Source organism: Actinomadura sp. GC306 (genome assembly GCF_004348665.1).
Taxonomy (GTDB): Bacteria; Actinomycetota; Actinomycetes; order Streptosporangiales; family Streptosporangiaceae; genus Spirillospora.
Genome location: NZ_SMKM01000008.1, coordinates 36,450 through 55,000, shown reverse-complemented (window position 1 = coordinate 55,000; position 18,551 = coordinate 36,450). Strand labels below are relative to the sequence as shown.

Annotated in this window: 20 protein-coding genes and 1 riboswitch; of the genes, 17 read left to right on the top strand and 3 right to left on the bottom strand. The window is 73.3% G+C overall.

What is annotated here, in order from left to right:
• The first annotated feature begins 13 nt into the window (after positions 1-13).
• From E1200_RS02510 to E1200_RS02480, 7 genes are all read left to right on the top strand, one after another.
• Entirely contained in the window at positions 14-1,837 is a 1,824-nt protein-coding gene (locus E1200_RS02510; protein WP_131950114.1) for a hypothetical protein, read from the top strand.
• A 162-nt stretch (positions 1,838-1,999) separates the two neighbouring features.
• On the top strand, positions 2,000-2,545 hold the full coding sequence (def, locus tag E1200_RS02505; RefSeq protein WP_131950113.1) for a peptide deformylase: 546 nt from the start codon (positions 2,000-2,002) through the stop codon (positions 2,543-2,545).
• Positions 2,546-3,472, top strand: coding sequence for a methionyl-tRNA formyltransferase (fmt, locus tag E1200_RS02500; protein WP_131950112.1), 927 nt, complete (start codon positions 2,546-2,548; stop codon positions 3,470-3,472). It begins immediately after the preceding gene.
• Positions 3,472-4,878, top strand: coding sequence for a transcription antitermination factor NusB (locus E1200_RS02495; RefSeq protein ID WP_131950111.1), 1,407 nt, complete (start codon positions 3,472-3,474; stop codon positions 4,876-4,878). The genes fmt and E1200_RS02495 overlap by 1 nt, the downstream gene beginning before the upstream one ends.
• A 15-nt stretch (positions 4,879-4,893) precedes the next feature.
• The gene (locus tag E1200_RS02490) at positions 4,894-5,844 is read left to right on the top strand and encodes a phosphatase PAP2 family protein (RefSeq protein WP_131950110.1); all 951 of its coding nucleotides are present in this window, start codon (positions 4,894-4,896) and stop codon (positions 5,842-5,844) included.
• 12 nt (positions 5,845-5,856) lie between these two features.
• Positions 5,857-6,534: a ribulose-phosphate 3-epimerase gene (rpe, locus tag E1200_RS02485; RefSeq protein ID WP_131950109.1), complete on the top strand. Its 678-nt coding sequence runs from the start codon at positions 5,857-5,859 to the stop codon at positions 6,532-6,534.
• Positions 6,531-7,169, top strand: coding sequence for an HAD-IA family hydrolase (locus tag E1200_RS02480; protein ID WP_131950108.1), 639 nt, complete (start codon positions 6,531-6,533; stop codon positions 7,167-7,169). Before rpe ends, E1200_RS02480 begins: the two co-directional genes overlap by 4 nt.
• A 120-nt stretch (positions 7,170-7,289) precedes the next feature.
• On the opposite strand, the gene E1200_RS02475 is transcribed toward E1200_RS02480, so the two are convergent.
• Positions 7,290-7,700 carry a DoxX family protein gene (locus E1200_RS02475; RefSeq protein WP_131950107.1) on the bottom strand — a complete coding sequence of 137 codons (411 nt, stop codon included), beginning with the start codon at positions 7,698-7,700 and terminating at the stop codon, positions 7,290-7,292.
• A 175-nt stretch (positions 7,701-7,875) separates the two neighbouring features.
• Positions 7,876-8,006: riboswitch (FMN riboswitch) on the top strand.
• A gap of 71 nt (positions 8,007-8,077) precedes the next feature.
• Between E1200_RS02475 and E1200_RS02470 the strand changes: the two genes are divergently transcribed.
• The 6 genes from E1200_RS02470 to E1200_RS02445 all read left to right on the top strand — a co-directional run bounded on the left by E1200_RS02470 (position 8,078) and on the right by E1200_RS02445 (position 12,623).
• Complete coding sequence (locus E1200_RS02470) at positions 8,078-8,671, top strand: riboflavin synthase (RefSeq protein WP_131950106.1); 594 nt, start codon at positions 8,078-8,080, stop codon at positions 8,669-8,671.
• 91 nt (positions 8,672-8,762) lie between these two features.
• Entirely contained in the window at positions 8,763-10,046 is a 1,284-nt protein-coding gene (locus E1200_RS02465) for a bifunctional 3,4-dihydroxy-2-butanone-4-phosphate synthase/GTP cyclohydrolase II (protein WP_131950105.1), read from the top strand.
• Positions 10,043-10,549 carry a 6,7-dimethyl-8-ribityllumazine synthase gene (ribH, locus tag E1200_RS02460; protein ID WP_131950104.1) on the top strand — a complete coding sequence of 169 codons (507 nt, stop codon included), beginning with the start codon at positions 10,043-10,045 and terminating at the stop codon, positions 10,547-10,549. The genes E1200_RS02465 and ribH overlap by 4 nt, the downstream gene beginning before the upstream one ends.
• Positions 10,550-10,621: 72 nt before the next feature.
• Positions 10,622-11,497, top strand: coding sequence for an ATP phosphoribosyltransferase (gene hisG, locus E1200_RS02455; RefSeq protein ID WP_131950103.1), 876 nt, complete (start codon positions 10,622-10,624; stop codon positions 11,495-11,497).
• The gene (locus E1200_RS02450; RefSeq protein WP_243708299.1) at positions 11,490-11,936 is read left to right on the top strand and encodes a PH domain-containing protein; all 447 of its coding nucleotides are present in this window, start codon (positions 11,490-11,492) and stop codon (positions 11,934-11,936) included. The genes hisG and E1200_RS02450 overlap by 8 nt, the downstream gene beginning before the upstream one ends.
• A 102-nt stretch (positions 11,937-12,038) precedes the next feature.
• Positions 12,039-12,623 (top strand): Uma2 family endonuclease, encoded by a 585-nt coding sequence (locus E1200_RS02445; protein ID WP_131950102.1) that lies wholly within the window; start codon positions 12,039-12,041, stop codon positions 12,621-12,623.
• A 28-nt stretch (positions 12,624-12,651) separates the two neighbouring features.
• Here the strand turns inward: E1200_RS02445 and E1200_RS02440 are convergent, their stop codons facing one another.
• Positions 12,652-13,290: a hypothetical protein gene (locus tag E1200_RS02440; protein WP_131950101.1), complete on the bottom strand. Its 639-nt coding sequence runs from the start codon at positions 13,288-13,290 to the stop codon at positions 12,652-12,654.
• Between the two features lie 181 nt (positions 13,291-13,471).
• Here E1200_RS02440 and E1200_RS02435 point away from each other — a divergent pair, with 181 nt between their 5' ends.
• The 4 genes from E1200_RS02435 to E1200_RS02420 are packed head-to-tail and all read left to right on the top strand — an operon-like array spanning position 13,472 to position 17,256.
• Entirely contained in the window at positions 13,472-14,374 is a 903-nt protein-coding gene (locus tag E1200_RS02435; protein WP_347813197.1) for a MoxR family ATPase, read from the top strand.
• Between the two features lie 4 nt (positions 14,375-14,378).
• Complete coding sequence (locus E1200_RS02430; RefSeq protein ID WP_243708298.1) at positions 14,379-15,521, top strand: VWA domain-containing protein; 1,143 nt, start codon at positions 14,379-14,381, stop codon at positions 15,519-15,521.
• Entirely contained in the window at positions 15,514-16,638 is a 1,125-nt protein-coding gene (locus E1200_RS02425) for an XdhC family protein (RefSeq protein WP_131950100.1), read from the top strand. Before E1200_RS02430 ends, E1200_RS02425 begins: the two co-directional genes overlap by 8 nt.
• A gap of 18 nt (positions 16,639-16,656) precedes the next feature.
• Positions 16,657-17,256, top strand: a complete 600-nt coding sequence (locus E1200_RS02420) for a nucleotidyltransferase family protein (protein WP_131950099.1) — start codon at positions 16,657-16,659, stop codon at positions 17,254-17,256.
• On the opposite strand, the gene E1200_RS02415 is transcribed toward E1200_RS02420, so the two are convergent.
• On the bottom strand, positions 17,253-18,470 hold the full coding sequence (locus E1200_RS02415; RefSeq protein ID WP_243708297.1) for an aldolase: 1,218 nt from the start codon (positions 18,468-18,470) through the stop codon (positions 17,253-17,255). The two genes, E1200_RS02420 and E1200_RS02415, sit on opposite strands and share 4 nt — an antisense overlap.
• Between the last annotated feature and the right edge of the window lie 81 nt (positions 18,471-18,551).

Below are 18,551 nucleotides of genomic sequence, written 5' to 3'. Positions count from 1 at the left end.
ATAGGGTTCTCGGGTGGCCGACAACTGGGTGGAGACCACCGTGGGCGACCTGCGGCGGTGGGCGGACGAACACGGCAAGGCGCTGGACGAGCCGGGAGCTCGGATCCTGCTCGACCTCGCGCACAAGGAGATGGGCCTGACCGGCCCCGAAGCGCTGACTCCGGAGCTGCTGCGCGAGCTCCTGCTGAACGTGTTCCCCGAGTCCGTGGTCGCCGGGCGCGAGGACGTCCCCACGATCCTGGACGTCCTGCGGAGGATCGCCGCGTACCTGGGCGACACCAAGGCCGTCACCGCGGACGAGGCCGCCGCCCTGGAGGCCGAGATCGACCGGATCGGCCCCGAGTTCGAGGAGCTCGTCGCCTCGGTGGACAGCGAGGAGCGGCAGGCCGCCGCGGAGGTCATCGGCGGGCTGATGCAGGCCGACGGGGTCTCCCTCGACGACCAGGACGCGGTCGAGGCGTGGATCCGCGACTTCGAGGCGCTCCCCGACGATGAGCGCTACGCGCGCACCGAGGGCTACCTGCGCCAGGTCGAGGAGCTGGTCGTCCCGCCGGTGCGGCTCGCGCCTGAGGCGGAGCTGGCGGAGGCCGTGCGCCGCTCCCGGCTGACGTCGTTCGCCCTCGCCCTCGCCGACTGGACGGGCGAGCGGGACCTCACCGAGCACGACACGCTCACCGAGGCCGACGCGGAGGCCGCCGCGGCCGCGCTCGGCCTGGAGACCCCGCGACGCCACGGGCAGATGGAGGACTCGGGCGAACTGGAGCGGTTCTGGTGGGCCGCCGTGGAGGCCGAGGTGATCACGGCCGATGACGGTAGGGCCGGCCCGGGCCCCGCCCTGGACGGACTCCGGTCCGCCGATGACGCGACCCTGCTCGGCGCCTGGCTGCCGCTGTTCGACGCGCTCGCGGTGCCCGGTCACGACTACGTGGACGGCCTGGACGCGGTGGAGCTCGTGCAGAACGAGATGACCGGCGTCCTCATCCACCTGTACGAGCAGGAGGAGCCGACCGAGGCCGAGACCCTCCTCGGTGCGCTGCTCGACCACGTCGAGGAGGCGTACGACCTCTCCGACGCCGACGGGATGCCTGCGCTCGTGTCGGACGCCTTCCACCTTGAGCTGGCGACCCTTGAGGAGTGGGGCGTCGTCCAGAAGGCCGGTGACCAGGAGGCCGGTGAGGGGTGTGAACTGACCCCGCTGGGCGTATGGGCCGTGCGGGAGCTGCTGGTCGCGGACGGGTTCACCGCGCCGGTCGTCGGCGGGCTGGCCGACGCCAGGGCCTCCGAGCTCATCGCCGGCCTCACCTGGTACCGGCCCGAGGCCGCGGACGAGGAGATCGAGGGCTGGCTGGCCGGCCAGGACCCCAAGGACGCCGCCGCCGACCTCCTGGACGTCATGCGCACCGGAGGCCCGGGTGCGCGCAACCTGGCGGCGGCGGTCCTGCACCGCGTCGGCCCGGAGGCCGCCGCCGTGGTCCGCGCCGCGCAGGAGCATCCGCTGGTCTCGCCCTACGCCGTGCTCTGGCTCAACGCCGCGGGCGACCCGTCGGGACGGGAGCTGGCCCGCGAGGAGTACCTCTGGGTGTTCGTCGACACCGTCGCCGGGATGCTGGAGACCGCCGAACCGGAGGAGGCGGTCGAGGCGGCGCTTCTCGACACCCCGCCGGGGACGGAGATGGAGACGATGGTCGAGGAGTTGTGGCGCACCGACCATCCTGGTGTGGCCGACGTCCTGGAGGCCCTGGGCGCCCACCACCCCGACAAGGCGACCGCCAAGGCGGCCCGTACCGCCGCCTACAAGGCGCGTTCGTCCGCGCAGGGGGCGGGCCGGCGCGTGTGAGCTTTCAGCGCGTGGATGTTCAGCGCATGGATGTTCGCGTGTGAATGTTCTGGGCCGGGCTCCGTAGACTGGGCAGCCGGACGGAGCATCCCGCCGTGCACGAACCGCAGGAACCCCGGCCGCAGGAACCCCCGGGGAGTCTCGTAGGAAACGGAGCCTTCGTTGGCCGTCAAGCCCATCCGCCTTTTCGGTGACCCCGTGCTGCGCACGCCCGCGGAGCCGGTGAAGGACTTCGACAAGGAGCTGCGGCAGCTCGTCAAGGACCTCACCGACACGATGGTCGACGCGCCCGGCGCGGGCCTCGCCGCGCCGCAGCTCGGCGTCGGGCTGCGGGTGTTCACCTACTACGTCGACGACCGGCTGGGCCACGTGGTCAACCCCACCCTGGACCTGTCGGACGAGCAGGAGACCGACGACGAGGGCTGCCTGTCCCTGCCCGGTCTCGCCTTCCCCACGCCGCGCGCCGTCCGCGCCGTGGCGAAGGGCTTCAACATGCACGGGGAGCCGATCACGCTGGAGGGCACGCACCTGCTGGCCCGCTGCGTCCAGCACGAGACCGACCACCTCGACGGCATCATCTTCATCGACCGGATGGACCCCGAGCAGCGCAAGGCCGCGATGAAGGCGATCCGGGAGGCCGAGTGGTTCGGCGACCCGGTCCCCGTCGTCAAGGAGTCGCCGCACCGGACGTTCGGGAAGGCGATCTAGGTGCGGCTCGTCTTCGCCGGCACCCCCGAGACCGCGCTGCCGTCGCTGAGAGCGCTGCTGGAGTCCTCGCACGAGGTCGCCGCGGTCGTGACCCGGCCGGACGGGCGCGCGGGCCGTGGGCGCCGCCTGAGCGCCAGCCCGGTCGGTGCGTTCGCCGCCGAGGCGGGCGTCGAGGTGCTGAAGCCCGCCAAGGCCCGCGACCCCGAGTTCCTCGACCGGCTCCGGGAGATCGCGCCCGACTGCTGCCCGGTCGTCGCCTACGGGGCGCTGCTGCCCCGCGAGGCCCTGGACATCCCGCGCCACGGCTGGGTGAACCTGCACTTCTCGCTGCTGCCCGCGTGGCGCGGTGCCGCTCCCGTCCAGCGGGCGATCCTGCACGGCGACGACATGACCGGCGCGGCGACGTTCCAGATCGAGGAGGACCTGGACACGGGTCCCGTCTACGGCGTCCTCACCGAACCGATCCGGCCCGACGACACGACCGGTGACCTGCTGGGCCGGCTGGCCGTCGCCGGGGCCGCCCTCCTGCTGGACACGATGAACGGCATCGAGCAGGGCCTCCTGGAGCCCCGGCCGCAGCCCGCCGAGGGCGTGTCCCACGCGGCGAAGCTCACGCCCGAGGACGCCCGCGTCGACTGGAACAATCCCGCCCTGCACATCGACCGCCTCATCCGCGCCTGCACCCCCGCCCCCGGCGCGTGGACGGAGTTCCGCGACATGCGGGTCAAGCTGGGGCCGGTCTGCCTCAAGCCCGACACCGACAGGCTCCCGCCGGGTGAGATGAATGCCGCCAAGAACGAGGTCCTGGTGGGGACGGCCACGCACCCGGTCGCCCTGGGCGAGGTCCAGCCGCAAGGGAAGCGCCGCATGAGCGCCGCCGACTGGGCACGCGGGCTCGACCTGACCGGCAAGGACGCGCTGCACTGATGCCGCCCGCACGCAACCGCCGCCACACCCAGAACCGCAGGCCCGGCGGGCCCCGCAAGACGGGCCGCCCGCAGGACCTCGTCCGCCGCACCGCGTTCGACGTCATCCGCGCCGTCGAGACGCGCGACGCCTACGCCAACCTGCTGCTGCCCTCCAAACTGCGGGACCGCGGGCTCAGCGGACGCGACGCCGCCCTCGCCACCGAGCTGACCTACGGCACGCTGCGCGGCCGCGGCACCTACGACGCGGTGCTGGCGCTGTGCAGCGACCGCGAACTGCGCCGCATCGACGCGCCGCTCCTGGACGTCCTGCGCCTCGGCGCGCACCAGGTCCTCGGCACCCGCATCCCGTCGCACGCCGCGGTCGCGACCACGGTCGAGCTGGCGCGGTCGGTGTCCGGCCCCGGCCAGGCCAAGTTCGCCAACGCGGTGCTCCGCAAGGTCGCCGGCCGCGACCTGGACGCGTGGCTGGCGATCGTGGCGCCCGCCGACGCCGACACGACGACCCGCCTGTCGATCGCGCACAGCCATCCCAAGTGGATCGTGTCCGCTCTGCGGGACGCCGCCGGCGCCGCCGAGATCGAGGATCTGCTCGCCGCCGACAACGACCGTCCGCGCGTCACCCTCGTCGCACGCCCAGGCCGGGCCACTGTGCAGGAGCTGCACGACGCGGGCGCCAAGCCCGCGCCGTACTCGCCCTACGCCGCCATCTTGGCCGAAGGGGACCCGGCGGACATCGCGGCCGTCCGTGACGGGCGCGCCGCCGTCCAGGACGAGGCGAGCCAGATGGTCGCCCTGGCCTTGGCCGATGCCCCCTTGGACGGCCGAGACGCGCGCTGGGCGGACCTGTGCGCGGGCCCCGGCGGCAAGGCGGGCCTGCTTTCCGGCCTTGCGACCCAGCGGGGTGCGCGGCTCCTGGCGGCCGACGTCCAGCCGCACCGGGCCGGGCTCGTCCTCCGCGCGGTCGACGACCGTGCCGGGGTGATCGCCGCGGACGGCACCGTGCCCGCCTGGCGTCCCGGGTCCTTCGACCGGGTCATGGTGGACGCGCCCTGCACCGGCCTCGGCGCGCTCCGCCGCCGCCCTGAGGCCCGCTGGCGGCGCGGCCCCGAGTCGGTCGCCGAACTCGGCCCGCTCCAGCGGGGGCTGCTCGCCTCGGCCCTGGACGCCGTCCGGCCCGGCGGCGTGGTCGCCTACGTCACCTGCTCGCCCCACATCGCCGAGACCCGGGTGGTGGTGGACGACGTCCTGCGCAAGCGCGACGACGTGGAACGCCTCGACGCGCCGTCCGTCCTGGCGTCACTGGCGCATGACCTGAGCGGATTGGGGAACGGCCCTTACGCCCAGTTCTGGCCGCACCGCCACGGGACGGACGCGATGTTCCTGGCGTTGCTGCGGCGCACCTGACCGCTTGGGGGGCCCGTGCTGACCGGCTTCTGGCACGCCGTGTCGTTCCTGGGCAGCTCGGGCTTCTACGTACCGGTCCTCCTCATCCTGTTCTGGTGCGCGGCCCCGCGAGTGGCGGCACGGGCCGCCGTACTCCTGCTGATCGGCGGATACCTCAACACGATCCTCAAGTTCGTCTTCCACGACCCCCGGCCCTACTGGACGAACCCCACGATCGAAGGCGAACAGGCGTACTCGTCGTTCGGCATGCCCTCGGGCCATGCGCAGAGCGCCGCGATCGGCTGGGGATTCGCCGCCACCCTGACCCGGCGCCGGACCCTGTGGGCGGCCGCCGCGGTGCTCGTCGTGCTGATCGGGGTCTCCCGCGTCCAGCTCGGAGTCCACTCGGTGGGGCAGGTCCTGGGCGGCTGGGGCATCGGCCTGACCCTGCTGGTGGTCGCCCTCCTCGTGGAGCCGTACGTCGTCTCGTGGTGGACAAGGCACCCCCTGAGCGTGCAACTAGCGCTCGCCCTAGGGCTCTCCCTGCTGTTCCTGGGCGCGGCGTGGGCGGCGATACAGCCGCTCGAAGGCTGGCGGTGGCCGCACGGCTGGGCGCAGGAGATCAGGGAGGCCGGAGGCGACACCGAACCCATCACGCTCATGGACTCGGCGCGCGCTGCGGGCGGGCTGTGCGGCGTCCTGGCGGGACTGTCCATCCTGGCGGCCCGCGGCTGGTTCGACCCTCGCGGACGGCCGTGGCAGCTCCTGGCGCGGATCGCCGTCGCCGTGGCCGGCGCCGGCGTCCTCTACCTGCCCGAGCTCCTGCTGGACGCGTCCGGGCTGCTCGCGGTGTTCGCCGTCCAGGCGGCGCTCGGCCTGTGGGTCACGGCGGGCGCACCGGAAGCCTTCGTCCGCCTCCGCCTGGCCGCCCGCCCCACCCCCGCTCTCACCCGGCCGGGTGAAGGACAGCCGGAACTGCGCCAATAGACTCGGATCATCATGGCTCCTCAGATCGCACCCAGCATCCTGTCCGCGGACTTCGCCCGCCTGGCCGACGAGATCGCGCGCATCGCCGACTCCGCCGACTGGGTCCACGTCGACGTCATGGACAACCACTTCGTCCCCAACCTCACGTTGGGGCTGCCGGTCGTCCAGGCGCTGCTGGAGCACAGCGCGCTGCCCCTCGACTGCCACCTGATGATCGAAGACCCGGACCGCTGGGCTCCCGAGTACGCGGAGGCGGGCGCGAAGAGCGTCACCATCCACGCCGAGGCGGCGAAGGCCCCGATCCGCACTCTGCGCGCCATCCGCGCAGCGGGCGCGCGCGCGGGCCTGGGCGTCAACCCCGCCACCCCAGTCGAGGGTTTCGAGGACATCCTCGGCGAGATCGACATGCTGCTCCTGATGACCGTCGAGCCCGGCTTCGGGGGCCAGAAGTTCCTCGACGTCGTCCTGCCGAAGGTCCGCCGCGCCCGCGAGCTCATCAAGGGCCGCGACCTCCCCGTCTGGCTCCAGGTCGACGGCGGCGTCAGCACCGAGACCATCGAACGCTGCGCCGAGGCCGGCGCCGACGTCTTCGTCGCGGGCAACGCCGTCTACGGAGCCGACGACCCCGCCGAGGCCGTCCGCAGGCTCCGCGCCCAGGCCGAGGAGGCCACGACCAAGGCGGACTGGTGATCCTCCCCTGCGCCGCCGTCCTGTTCGACGTGGATGGCACCCTCGTCGACTCGACGCCCCTCGTCGAACGCGCGGCCCGCGAATGGGCCGGTGAATACGGCATCGACCCGGACGAGTTCCTGTCCGACGCCCACGGGCGCCGGACCGCCGACCGCGTGGCCGACTTCCTCCCACCCGAGCGCGTAGGGGAGGCCGCCGCACGCCTCGACGCCCTGGAGGCCACCGGCACGGACGGAATCACCGCCCTGCCCGGCGCCGTGGAGCTCCTGGCGGGCATGAACGGCCTGCCCTGCGCCTTCGTCACCTCGATGGGCCGGTCGCAACTGGAGCTTCGCACCGAGGCCGCCGGCGTACCGCTCCCGCCCGTGGTGGTCACCGCCGATGACGTCCGGAACGGCAAACCGGACCCGTCCGGCTACCTGCAGGCGGCCGGACATCTCGGTGTGGACCCCGCCCGATGCGTGGTCATCGAAGACGCCCCCGCGGGCATCGCCGCGGGCCGCGCTTCCGGTGCGACCGTCCTGGCGGTCCTCACCAGCCACCCGCCGGAGTCACTGACGGCGGCCCATCACACCGTCGACGACCTGACCCGGGTGAAGGCCGCCCCCGGCGCCCTGCACCTCGCCGCAACCTGACCCTCGGCCTTCGCGGGGCCGAGCCCGAACTCCGAGCCGCCGACCCGTCGGGGAGTGTTCCGGGGCGGAGGGCGGCCCGCCGCGCCGCCGGGAGGAGCCGGCGGTGCGGCGGCGTGCGGGTCAGCCGAAGAGGGGGCCGACGAGGTTCAGGCCGGGGTGGGACTCCGAGGCGTAGAGGACGAAGAGGGCCAGGGCGCCGCCGGCCAGGGAGAGGTCCTTGAGGAACTGGAGCTGCTCCTGCTGGCGCATCTCCGGGGACTCCTGCTTCCAGAAGTCGTGGAACATGAACGCCGTGATGAGCAGGAACGGCACGAGGGCCAGCGCGGCGAGGTCGGGCCAGATGCCGAGGATCAGCATGGCCGAGGCCACGATGATGTAGACGCCCGAGACCTGGACGGCGAGCTTCGGCTGCGGGAGCTTCTTAGCCTCCGCGTACCCGGCCATGGCGGCGGTGGCGGTCAGATGACCGATGCCGGCTCCGATGAAGATCGCCGTGAAGACGATGCGGGCGATGAGGGCGACGACGTCCATGACTGCCTCCTGCGAGATTGTCGTCATGCGTCACTTTTGTCCCGTGATCTACCCCACGTCCAAGATCGTTGAACGTTGAATGAACGGGGGGATTCGCCGGCAAACCGGAGATTTCGTGGCGATGGTCACACCGGGCGGGTCTGGACGGCATGGCACACTGGACGGCAAAGCATGAACGCGTGCTCCGGGGTCGGTGAAATTCCGAACCGGCGGTTACAGTCCGCGACCCGGCCGAAGCCATCGGCCGGTTGACCCGGTGGAACTCCGGGACCGACGGTCAAAGTCCGGATGGGAGGCAGCGCGCGGCACGTCCCTGACCTGGGCGTGCGCCGATGTATGGACGTCCCCGGAGCCTTTGACCAAGGAGGCCCGGGAGGATGTTCACCGGCATCGTCGAGGAACTCGGCGAGATCGTGGGGGTCGAACCCCAGGGGGATTCGGTCACGCTCGCGGTCCGCGGGCCGCTCGTCACGCAGGACGCCGTGCACGGCGCGTCGATCGCCGTCAACGGCGTCTGCCTCACCGTCGTGGACGTCAAGGACGAGGTCTTCACCGCCGACGTCATCAAGGAGACCCTCGACAAGTCCGGCCTCGGCGCGCTGGCACCCGGCTCCAAGGTCAACCTCGAACGCCCGCTGCGGCTCTCCGACCGGCTCGGCGGCCACCTCGTCCAGGGCCACGTGGACGGCGTCGGCACGATCATCTCCCGCGAGCCGGGGGAGCGGTGGGACGTGGTCACGGTGTCCCTCCCGCCCGACCTCGCGCGCTACATCGTGGCCAAGGGCTCGATCACCGTGGACGGCATCAGCCTCACCGTCGTGGAGGCCGGCGCCGACCGCTTCAGCATCGCCCTCATCCCGACGACGCTCGCGCTGACGACGCTCGGCCACAAGGAGCCCGGCGACCCGGTGAACCTCGAAGTGGACGTCGTCGCCAAGTACGTCGAGCGCATGCTGGGAGACCGCTCATGACCCGGCGGAACCCCATCCCGACGATCAGGTTCGACCAGCGGCCCGGGGACGTCCGGGCCACGCACGCCCCCGGGCGGAAGGCGGTGACCGCATGAGCGGCAACGGAAGCGCCGGCGAGACAGCGCTCGGCGACACGGGGCTCGGCGACACGGGGCTCGGCGAGACGGGCATCTTCGACTCCATCGAATCGGCGCTCGCCGACATCGCGGCGGGGCGTCCCGTCGTGGTCGTCGACGACGAGGACCGCGAGAACGAGGGCGACATCATCTTCGCCGCGGCGAAGGCGACGCCCGAGCTGCTGACGTTCACGATCCGCTACACCAGCGGCGTCATCTGCGTCCCGATGGAGGGCGCCGACCTCGACCGCCTGCAGATCCCCCTCATGACGGCGCAGAACACCGAGCGCATGCGCACCGCGTACACGGTCAGCGTGGACGCGCGGCTCGGCATCACCACCGGGATCTCCGCCGCCGACCGGGCCCGCACGATCCGGACCCTGAGCGACTCGGCGTCGGAGCCGCGCGACCTCGTCCGGCCGGGCCACATCTTCCCGCTGCGCTACCGCGAGGGCGGCGTGCTGCGCCGGCGCGGGCACACCGAGGCGGCCGTCGACCTCGCCAGGATGGCCGGGCTCACCCCCGCGGGCGTCCTCGCCGAGGTCGTCAACGAGGACGGCACCATGGCGCGCCTGCCGGAACTGCAGGTCTTCGCCAAGGAGCACGGGCTCAAGCTCATCTCGATCGAGCAGCTCGCCGACTACCGCCGGCGCACCGAGGCGATGGTCACCCGCGTGGTGGAGACGCGCCTGCCCAACCGGTACGGGCAGTGGCGCGCGGTCGGGTTCTCCAGCGCGATCGACGGCGGCGAGCACGTCGCGATGGTGCTCGGCGACCTCGGCGACGGCGAGGACGTGCTGATCCGCGCCCATTCGGAGTGCCTCACCGGCGACGTCCTGCACTCCGAGCGCTGCGACTGCGGCACCCAGCTCGACGCCGCCATGGAGCGCATCGCGGAAGAGGGGCGCGGCGTCGTCCTCTACCTGCGCGGCCACGAGGGACGCGGCATCGGCCTGCTCGCCAAGTTGCAGGCGTACGCGCTGCAGGACAACGGGTCCGACACCGTCGACGCCAACCTCGAACTCGGGCTCCCCGCCGACGCGCGCGAGTACTCCAACGCGGCCCACATGCTGCGCGACCTCGGCGTACGCTCGGTCAGGGTGCTGACCAACAACCCCGCCAAGCTCAAGGGCCTGGACGGCTTCGGCCTGGACGTGCGGGGCCGCGTGCCGATGCCCGTCATCGTCACCGAGCACAACCGGCGCTACCTGACGGTCAAGCGCGACCGTCTCGGACACCGGATCGAGGGACTGTCATGAGCGGCGCGGGACGCCCGGAGGCGAGCACGGTCGACGCCGCCGGCGTCACGCTCGGCATCGTCTGCACGCGGTGGCACGCGCGCATCACCGACCAGCTCCTCGACCGCGCGCTCGCCGCCGCCAAGTCGTGCGGGATCGACCAGCCCGTCGTGGTCCGCGTCGCGGGCGCGCTGGAGCTGCCGGTGATCGCGCAGCAGCTCGCCCGCGACCTGGACGCCGTCGTCTGCCTCGGCGCGGTGATCCGCGGCGCGACCGCGCACTTCGACTACGTCTGCGACTCGGTCACCGCGGGTGTGACCCGCGTCGCGCTGGACGAGGCCACTCCGGTGGGCAACGGGGTACTCACGTGTGACACCATTGAGCAGGCACTGGAACGCAGCGGGCTGCCCGGCAGCTCCGAGGACAAGGGATGGGAGGCGACGGTGGCCGCACTCGACACGGCACTGACCCTGCGAGGTCTGCGGCATCACGGTCACGCCGGGAGCGACCAGAGGCATATGTAGGTCCGCAACGACCGCATTCGAGCTTCTGAGCCTCCGGGCCCTCGCACTTCCATCTCATCGAAAGGCAATTCCGTGCTGTCACTCGTCCTGCCCAAGGGGTCGCTGGAGAAGGCGACGATCCAGCTGTTCGACGCCGCCGACCTCACCGTCCAGCGCTCGTCGGACCGCGACTACCGCGCCTCCATCGACGACCCGCGCATCGACCGGGTGCGGGTCCTGCGCCCGCAGGAGATCCCGACCTACATCGAGCAGGGGCTGTTCGACCTCGGCATCACCGGCCGCGACTGGATCACCGAGACCGACGCCGACGTCGCGAGCCTCGGCGAGCTGCAGTACTCCAAGGCGACGTCGAACCCGGTCCGGGTGATCATGGCGGTGCCGGACGGCGCGCCGTGGCAAAAGGTGTCCGACCTGCCGGAGGGCGTCCGGATCTCCACCGAGTTCCCGGCCCTGACCAAGCGGTTCCTCGACAAGCACGGCGTGAAGGCCACGGTCGTCCCGTCCTACGGCGCGACGGAGGCGAAGGTCCCCGACATCGTGGACGCGATCGTCGACCTCACCGAGACCGGCTCGTCCCTGCGCAAGAACGGCCTGCGCATCCTCGACACGCTCCTGACCAGCTACACCGAGCTGGTCGCCAACCGCGCGGCCTACGAGGACCCGGAGAAGCGCGCCGCGATGGAGGACATCTCCCTGCTGCTGCAGGGCGCGATCCGCGCGCGCGGCAAGGTCCTGCTGAAGCTGAACGTCGCCCAGGCCGACCTGCGGAACGTCCTGGAGATCATGCCGTCGCTGTCCTCGCCCACGGTCACGTCCCTGGCGGGCGGCGACTCGCACGCCGTGGAGTCCGTCGTCGCCAAGCGCGGCGTCAACCGGCTGATCCCGGCACTGAAGGCGGCCGGCGCGCACGACATCCTCGAGATCCCCATCGCGAAGATCGTTGACTGAGACCCCGGCGCTCCCGACCGTGTGGCGTCCCCGCGTCACCCGGATCGTCGCCTACACCACGGCGGGCGTGATCATGGTCGCCCTGATCGTGCTCGCCGTGGTGGTGGCGCCCCAGTTCAAGCTGCTCGACCGCATCCTCATCGTCGCGTTCGGCGCCTTCGTCGCGTGGGTCCTGCACATGCTCGCCCGCTGCCGCGTCGTCGCCGACGAGGGCGGCATCACGGTCGTCAACGCCTTCCGCACCCGCACCCTCGAATGGCCCGAGGTCCTGGACGTCTCCATGTCGCAGGGCGAGCCCTGGCCCACCCTCGACCTGGCCGACGGCACCTCCATCAGCGCGATGGGCATCAACGGCACCGAGAAGGCCCTGGCCGCCCGCCAGCTCACCGAGCTGAGAACCCTCCTCCGCACCCGAGGCGAAGCCCCCGACCCCCACTGAACATGCCTGGCTTAGGCTGTTGCCCGGACCAGAGCGCGCACTTGTGCAAGGGTGGTGCACATGACCGCTCAGAGTGTTGAGGCGATCGCGGAAAGTGGCTCCATGGAACTTGATCCGCTGCCAGACTGGGTGCTCCCCCCGCCGGACGGCTACACGGCCGACGACTTCCTGCGCATGGACGGTCTGCCCCGGCACACGGAGCTGATCGACGGGAGCCTGGTCTTCGTGAGTCCGCAGCGCAAGTGGCACGTCCGAGTGATCGACCTGCTGCGGACCGAACTCAACCGCCAGGCACCGGAGCATCTGTGCGCGGACCGCGAGATGACGGTCAGGCTCTCCGAGCGTCACGCGCCCGAGCCGGACGTGCTCATCGTCGCCACGGAGGCTTACGAGCGGGAGGAGCCGTCGACCTACTACCTCCCGGAAGACGTCGAACTCGTGGTCGAGGCGGTCTCCCCCGATTCGCAGATCCGGGACCGGGAGATCAAGCCGCGCAGGTACCAGGAGGCCGGGATCCGGCACTACTGGCGCGTCGAGGAGAACGAGGGGAGCACGATCGTCTACGTGTACGAGTTCGAGCCCGCGTGCGCCTCGTATGTACTGACGGGCATCCACCACGACCACCTCAAGACGACGGGGCCGTTTCCCGTCGAGGTCGATCTCACCGCGGTCACCAAGCGCCGGTAGGCGGCCTTCGGGGTGCCGGTCCGCCGCGTCACAGGGCGGTGAAGAGGGTGAAGGCTCCGGCGGTGACGAGGGCTATGGCCCAGATGCGGTCCAGGTTGAACCAGGCGCGGCGGAGGACGGCCAGGCCGACGATCTCGTAGACGACGACGGCGATGGCGCCCGCCACGGCGAACATCGAGAGCGTGTGGACGGCGGTCACGAAGACGCCGGTGGACAGGGCGCTGCCCGAGGCCGCTCCTAGGCCGTGGTCGTGGCCGGGCAGCGGCGTGCCGTCGGCGGTGAGGAGCGGTACCAGCATCAGCCCGGCGCCGTGGACCGACGACATCAGGAACGACCAGCCGGCGAGCTGCCACAGCGAGATCCGCATGTCGACCCAGCGGAAGTGGCGGCGGGACAGCAGGTGCCACAGGCCGAAGCCCACCAGGAGGGCGCCGCCGCCGATCGCGGCGGCGCGGGTCGTGGTGGCGGAGCGGGTGGCGACGATGAGGACCGCGATGGCGCCGACGGACGCGGCGTGCCCCGCGGCGATGGCGGGGAGCGACTGCAGGACGAGGGACCGGCTGCGCTCCTGCAGGCCGCGGGCCACGGCGAACAGCCAGCCCATCGCGGGGTTGACGCCGTGGAACGCGCCCAGCACCACCAGCGCCGCGAGCGACCCGTCGTTCACGTAGCCAGCGTCCAGGCCGCGCGGGGCGATGTCTACGGCCGCGCGGGTTACACCTGCGCACTCCGGAACGGCCGAGGTCGTTGCGGGCGTAGGGACCTGTCGCGGGCGGTCCCCTCGGACGGCGAAAACGCAAGGGGCCGGACCATGTGAGTTGCGCCTCGGGCTGAGTAGCCTGAAAGCCGTGGGGGAGACGGCAGCGATGACACCGGACCAGGTCGGATCGCCCGCGGATCTCGCGGGCCTGCTCGACCGGCACGCCTACCTGTGCGACGAGGGCCTCGCGACGGCCTGCTTCCTCGCCCTGCGCATGGGGCGCCCGCTGTTCCTGGAGGGCGAGGCCGGGGTCGGCAAGACCGAGCTGGCCAAAACGCTCGCCCGGGGGCTCGGCGCACCGCTGATCCGGCTGCAGTGCTACGAGGGGCTGGACGCGTCCCAGGCCCTGTACGACTGGGACTTCCCGCGCCAGCTCCTGCACCTGCGCGCCGCCGAGGCGGCGGGCGTCAGCGACGTCGCGAGGCTGGAGGGCGAGCTGTACGACCGGCGGTTCCTGCTGGCCCGGCCGCTGCTCCAGGCATTGGAGACCTCGCCGAGCGTGCTGCTGGTGGACGAGCTCGACCGCGCCGACGACGAGTTCGAGGCGTTCCTGCTGGAGGTCCTCAGCGACTTCACGATCACCGTCCCCGAGCTGGGCACGATCCGGGCCGAGCGGCCGCCGGTCGTCGTCGTCACGTCCAACCGCACCCGCGAGGTCCACGACGCGCTGAAGCGGCGCTGCCTGTACCACTGGCTGGAGCACCCGTCGTTCGACCGCGAGGTGGCGATCATCCGGCGGCGGCTGCCCGCCGCGGCGGAGCGGCTCGCCGGGCAGGTCGCCGGGGCCGCGCAGCGGATGCGCGGGACCGACCTGCTGAAGCCGCCCGGGGTCGCCGAGACCATCGACTGGACCGAGGCGCTCGTCGCCCTCGGCGTCCGCGAGCTCGATCCGGGGACCGCGGCGGTGACGCTCGGCGCCGTCCTGAAGTACCGTGAGGACCAGCAGCGCGTCCTCGCCGGCGGCCTAGAGGCCCTGCTCAACGGGGGGTGAGTGCGTGCGGCGGGACGTCACCGAGACGATGGTCGGCTTCGCCCGGACGGTGCGCGCCGCGGGCGGGAGCGCCGACCCCGAGCGGGTGCAGGCGATGCTCGCCGCCCTCGACCACCTCGACGTCCTGGACCCGTCGGACGTGTACTGGGCGGGGCGGCTGACGCTCTGCGCCGACCCCGACGACCTCGCCCGCTACGACCGGTGCTTCGCCGCCTACTTCTCCGGCGCGACCGCCCGGCCGGGGCGCCGGCCGCCGCCGCCCGTGGTCGTCCGCCGGATGACGGTGCCCGACCCCGGCGGCGGGGACGGCGCGGAGGAGTCCGGCGACCTGAAGGCCGCCACCGCCAGCGCCGCCGAGGTGCTGCGCGACCGGGACGTGGCGCGGCTCGGCGCCGCCGAGCGCGCCGAGGTCGCCCGGCTGATCGCGGTGCTCGACGCGGGCGCCGAGCGGCGCCGGTCCCGCCGGTTCGCGCCGGCCGCCACCGGGCGGCTCGACCCGGCGCGGACCGTCCGGGAGACGCTGCGGCACGGCGGCGAGACCGCGCTGCTGCGGCACCGCGCGCACCGCACCCGGCCCCGCCGCGTCGTGCTGATCGTGGACGTCAGCGGCTCGATGAGCCCGTACGCCGACGCGCTGCTGCGGTTCGCGCACGCCGCCGCCCGCTCCGGCGGCCGCGACGTGGAGGTGTTCAGCGCCGGGACGCGGCTGACCCGCCTCACCCGCGAGCTGCGGCACCGCGACCCGGACGCGGCGATGGCGGCGGCGTCCGCGGCGATCCCCGACTGGAGCGGCGGCACCCGGCTCGGCGAGGAGCTGAAGGAGTTCCTCGACCGGTTCGGGCAGCGGGGCCTGGCGCGCGGCTCGATCGTGGTGATCGCGTCGGACGGCTGGGAGCGCGGCGACGCGGCGCTGCTCGGCGGGCAGATGGCGCGGCTGCACCGGCTCGCGCACCGGGTGGTGTGGGCGAACCCGCACAAGGCGCGGCCCGGGTACGAGCCGCTGACCGCGGGGATGGCGGCGGCGCTCCCGCACGTCGACGACTTCACGTCCGGGCACAGCCTCGCGGCGCTGGAAGAGCTGGCCCGCCTGGTGGCCGGCGCCGGCCGCCGCTCAGGGAACCTCGGGAAGGGGAGGGCACATGCGTGACGTCCTCGGCGACATCGCCGGCTGGTACGCGTCGGGGGAGACGTTCGGGCTCGCGACCGTCGTGAACACCTTCCGCAGCGCGCCGCGCCCGCCGGGCGCCGCGATGGCGGTGTCGCCGGACGGGGAGGTGGCGGGCAGCGTGTCCGGCGGCTGCGTGGAGGGCGCCGTCTACGACCTCGCGCAGTCGGTGATGGCGAGCGGCGAACCCGTCGTCCAGCGGTACGGGGTGAGCGACGACGACGCGTTCTCCGTCGGCCTGACCTGCGGCGGGATCCTGGACGTGCTGGTGGAGCCGGTCGGCCCCGCCACGTTCCCGGAGTTCGCCGATGTCGCGGCGTCGATCGAGCGGCACGAGCCCGTGGCCGTCGCGACCGTCGTCGCCGGCCCGGGGCGGCTCGGCGCGCGCCGCGTCATCTGGGCCGACCGCGCCTCCGGGTCGCTCGCGCCGGGCGCCCCGCACGCCGGGCGCCTCGACGCCGCGGTGGACGACGACGCGCGCGGCATGCTCGCCCAGGGCCGCACCGGGCAGCGGCACTACGGCCCGGAGGGGGAGCGGCGCCTCGACGACCTGGCCGTCTTCGTGCACTCGTTCGCGCCGCCGCCGCGGCTGCTGGTGTTCGGCGCGATCGACTTCGCCGCCGCCGTCGCCCGCGTCGGCAAGTTCCTCGGCTACCGCGTGACGGTGTGCGACGCGCGGCCGGTGTTCGCGACGCCCAAGCGGTTCCCCGAGGCCGACGAGGTCGTGGTGAAGTGGCCGCACAAGTTCCTGCAGGAGACGGCGTCCGCCGTCGACGAGCGGACGGCGATCTGCGTGCTGACCCACGACCCCAAGTTCGACGTCCCGCTGCTGGAGGTCGCGCTCCGCACCGGCGCGGGCTACGTCGGCGCCATGGGGTCGCGGCGCACCCACGACGACCGCCTCGCGAGGCTCCGCGAGGCGGGCATGACCGAGGCCGAGCTGGGCCGGCTGCGCTCCCCGATCGGCCTGGACCTCGGCGCCCGCACCCCGGAGGAGACGGCCGTGTCGATCGCGGCGGAGCTCGTCCAGCTCCGCTGGGGCGGCTCCGGGCGGCCGCTCACCGACACCACCGGCCGCATCCACGCCGACGCGCCGTGACGGCACTACCCTCGCGGGATGACGTTGCACGGTGCGGAGCCTCCGGCGGGACTGCTGCTCGCCGCGGGTGAGGGAAGCCGGCTCGGGCGGCCGAAGGCGACCCTGGAGCTGGCCGGGGAGCGCCTGGTCGACCGGGGCGTGCGGATGCTGCGGGACGGGGGCTGCTCCCCGGTGCTGGTGGTCGCCGGGGCGGAGCCGGTGGAGGTCATCGGCGCCGTCGTCGTGCCCAACCCGGGCTGGCGCACCGGCATGGGGTCGTCGCTGCGCGCGGGGCTGGCCGCGCTGCCGCCCGCCTGCCCCGCGGTGGTCGTCGCGCTGGTCGACCAGCCCCTCGTCACCCCGGCGGCGGTGGAACGGCTGGTCGCCGCGTACGGGGACGGCGCCGAGATCGCCGTCGCGACCTACGGGGGCGCGCCGCGCAACCCCGTCCTGCTGGCCGCCGGGCACTTCGCCGGTGCGGCCGAGGCCGCCGCCGGCGACATGGGCGCCCGCGCCTACCTGCGCGCCAACGCCGCCCGGATCACGCGGGTGCCCTGCGACGACGTCGCGGCCCCCGACGACATCGACACCCCCGGCGACCTGCTCACCATCGAGGACGCCCTGCGCCGGGAGGGCTAGGACGCGGGCAGGACGCTCTCGTCGAGGGCGCCGCAGTCGACGGCGCGGCGCAGGCGGGCGGTGAGCGCCCTGATGGTGGCGGGCTCGTCCAGGACGCCCGCGTTGCCGGCGGCCTGCTCGTGCCACGCCCGGACCCGCCCGATGACGTCGTCGACGCCGTCCAGGTGGAACGCGTACACGGCGGCGTACCGGCTCGGCAGGTGCGCGGGGTGCAGGTCCCAGCCCTGGTAGAAGCCGTGCCGCAGCGAGTGCCGGACGTGCGCGGCGTGCGCCGCCCACGCCGCGTTGACCTCGTCGGGCCCGTCGTTGCGGGGGATGACGTTGGTGGAGCCGTCCGACAGCCGCACGCCGGTCCCGGCGAGCGACACCTGCATGACGTGCCGGGCGAAGTCGCACGCGGGATGGTCGAGGCGCTGCTCGTGCGGCGGCAGCCCGAGCGCCGCGGTGTAGTCGAACACCCCGAAGTGGGCGGCGGTGAGGCGGCCCGCGGCGGCGGCCGCGATACCGCGCAGCGCGGTCCGGCCCTCGCCGTCCAGGACCGACTCGGGCGTCTCGACCTGCACCTCGAACCGCAGGATGCCGGCCGGCAGGCCGAGCGCCGTCTCCAGCCGCTCCAGGTACTCGGCGAACAGCGCGACGTGCTCGGCCGCGACGACCTTCGGGAACGTGATGGTGAACCCGCCGGGCAGCCGGCCGAGCCGGTCGCGCAGCGCGGTGAGGAACGCGTCGAGCGTGCGCATCGCGCGCTCGTGCCCGCCGTCGGCGAACGACTTGACCCGCACGCCCCAGTAGTGGGGGAGGCCCTTGACCTGGTACGCGGCGGCGACGGCCTCGACGACCTGCGCGACGTGCCCGTCCTCCTCGGCGTCGGGCCGCACGCCGTAGCCGTCCTCGAAGTCGATCCGCACGTCCTCGACCGGCTCGGCGGACAGCTTCGCCGCGACCCGCTCCCGGACGAGCCCGGCGATCTCGGGGTCCAGCCCGAACGCCGCGCCGAACGACCCGGCGCCCGGCGTGTGGGTGTTCAGCAGCCGCAGCGCCTCCGCGCCGAAGTCGGCGGGCGTCGAGCGGGAGAACCGGTCGGCCGGCACGTACACGGTGTGCACCGGCTGCCGCCCGTCGGCGCCGCCGGGGTGGCGCTCGCGGTGCTCGTCGCGGACGGCGGCGATGCGCGCGGACAGATCGTCGAACGAGGAGACGCTGAGATTCACCACCCCGCAATGATCCCGCAAGCCCCACCTGCAGGGAAACCGGCCGGCCGGGGAATGTCCCCCTTCGGCCCGTGGACGCCGCCC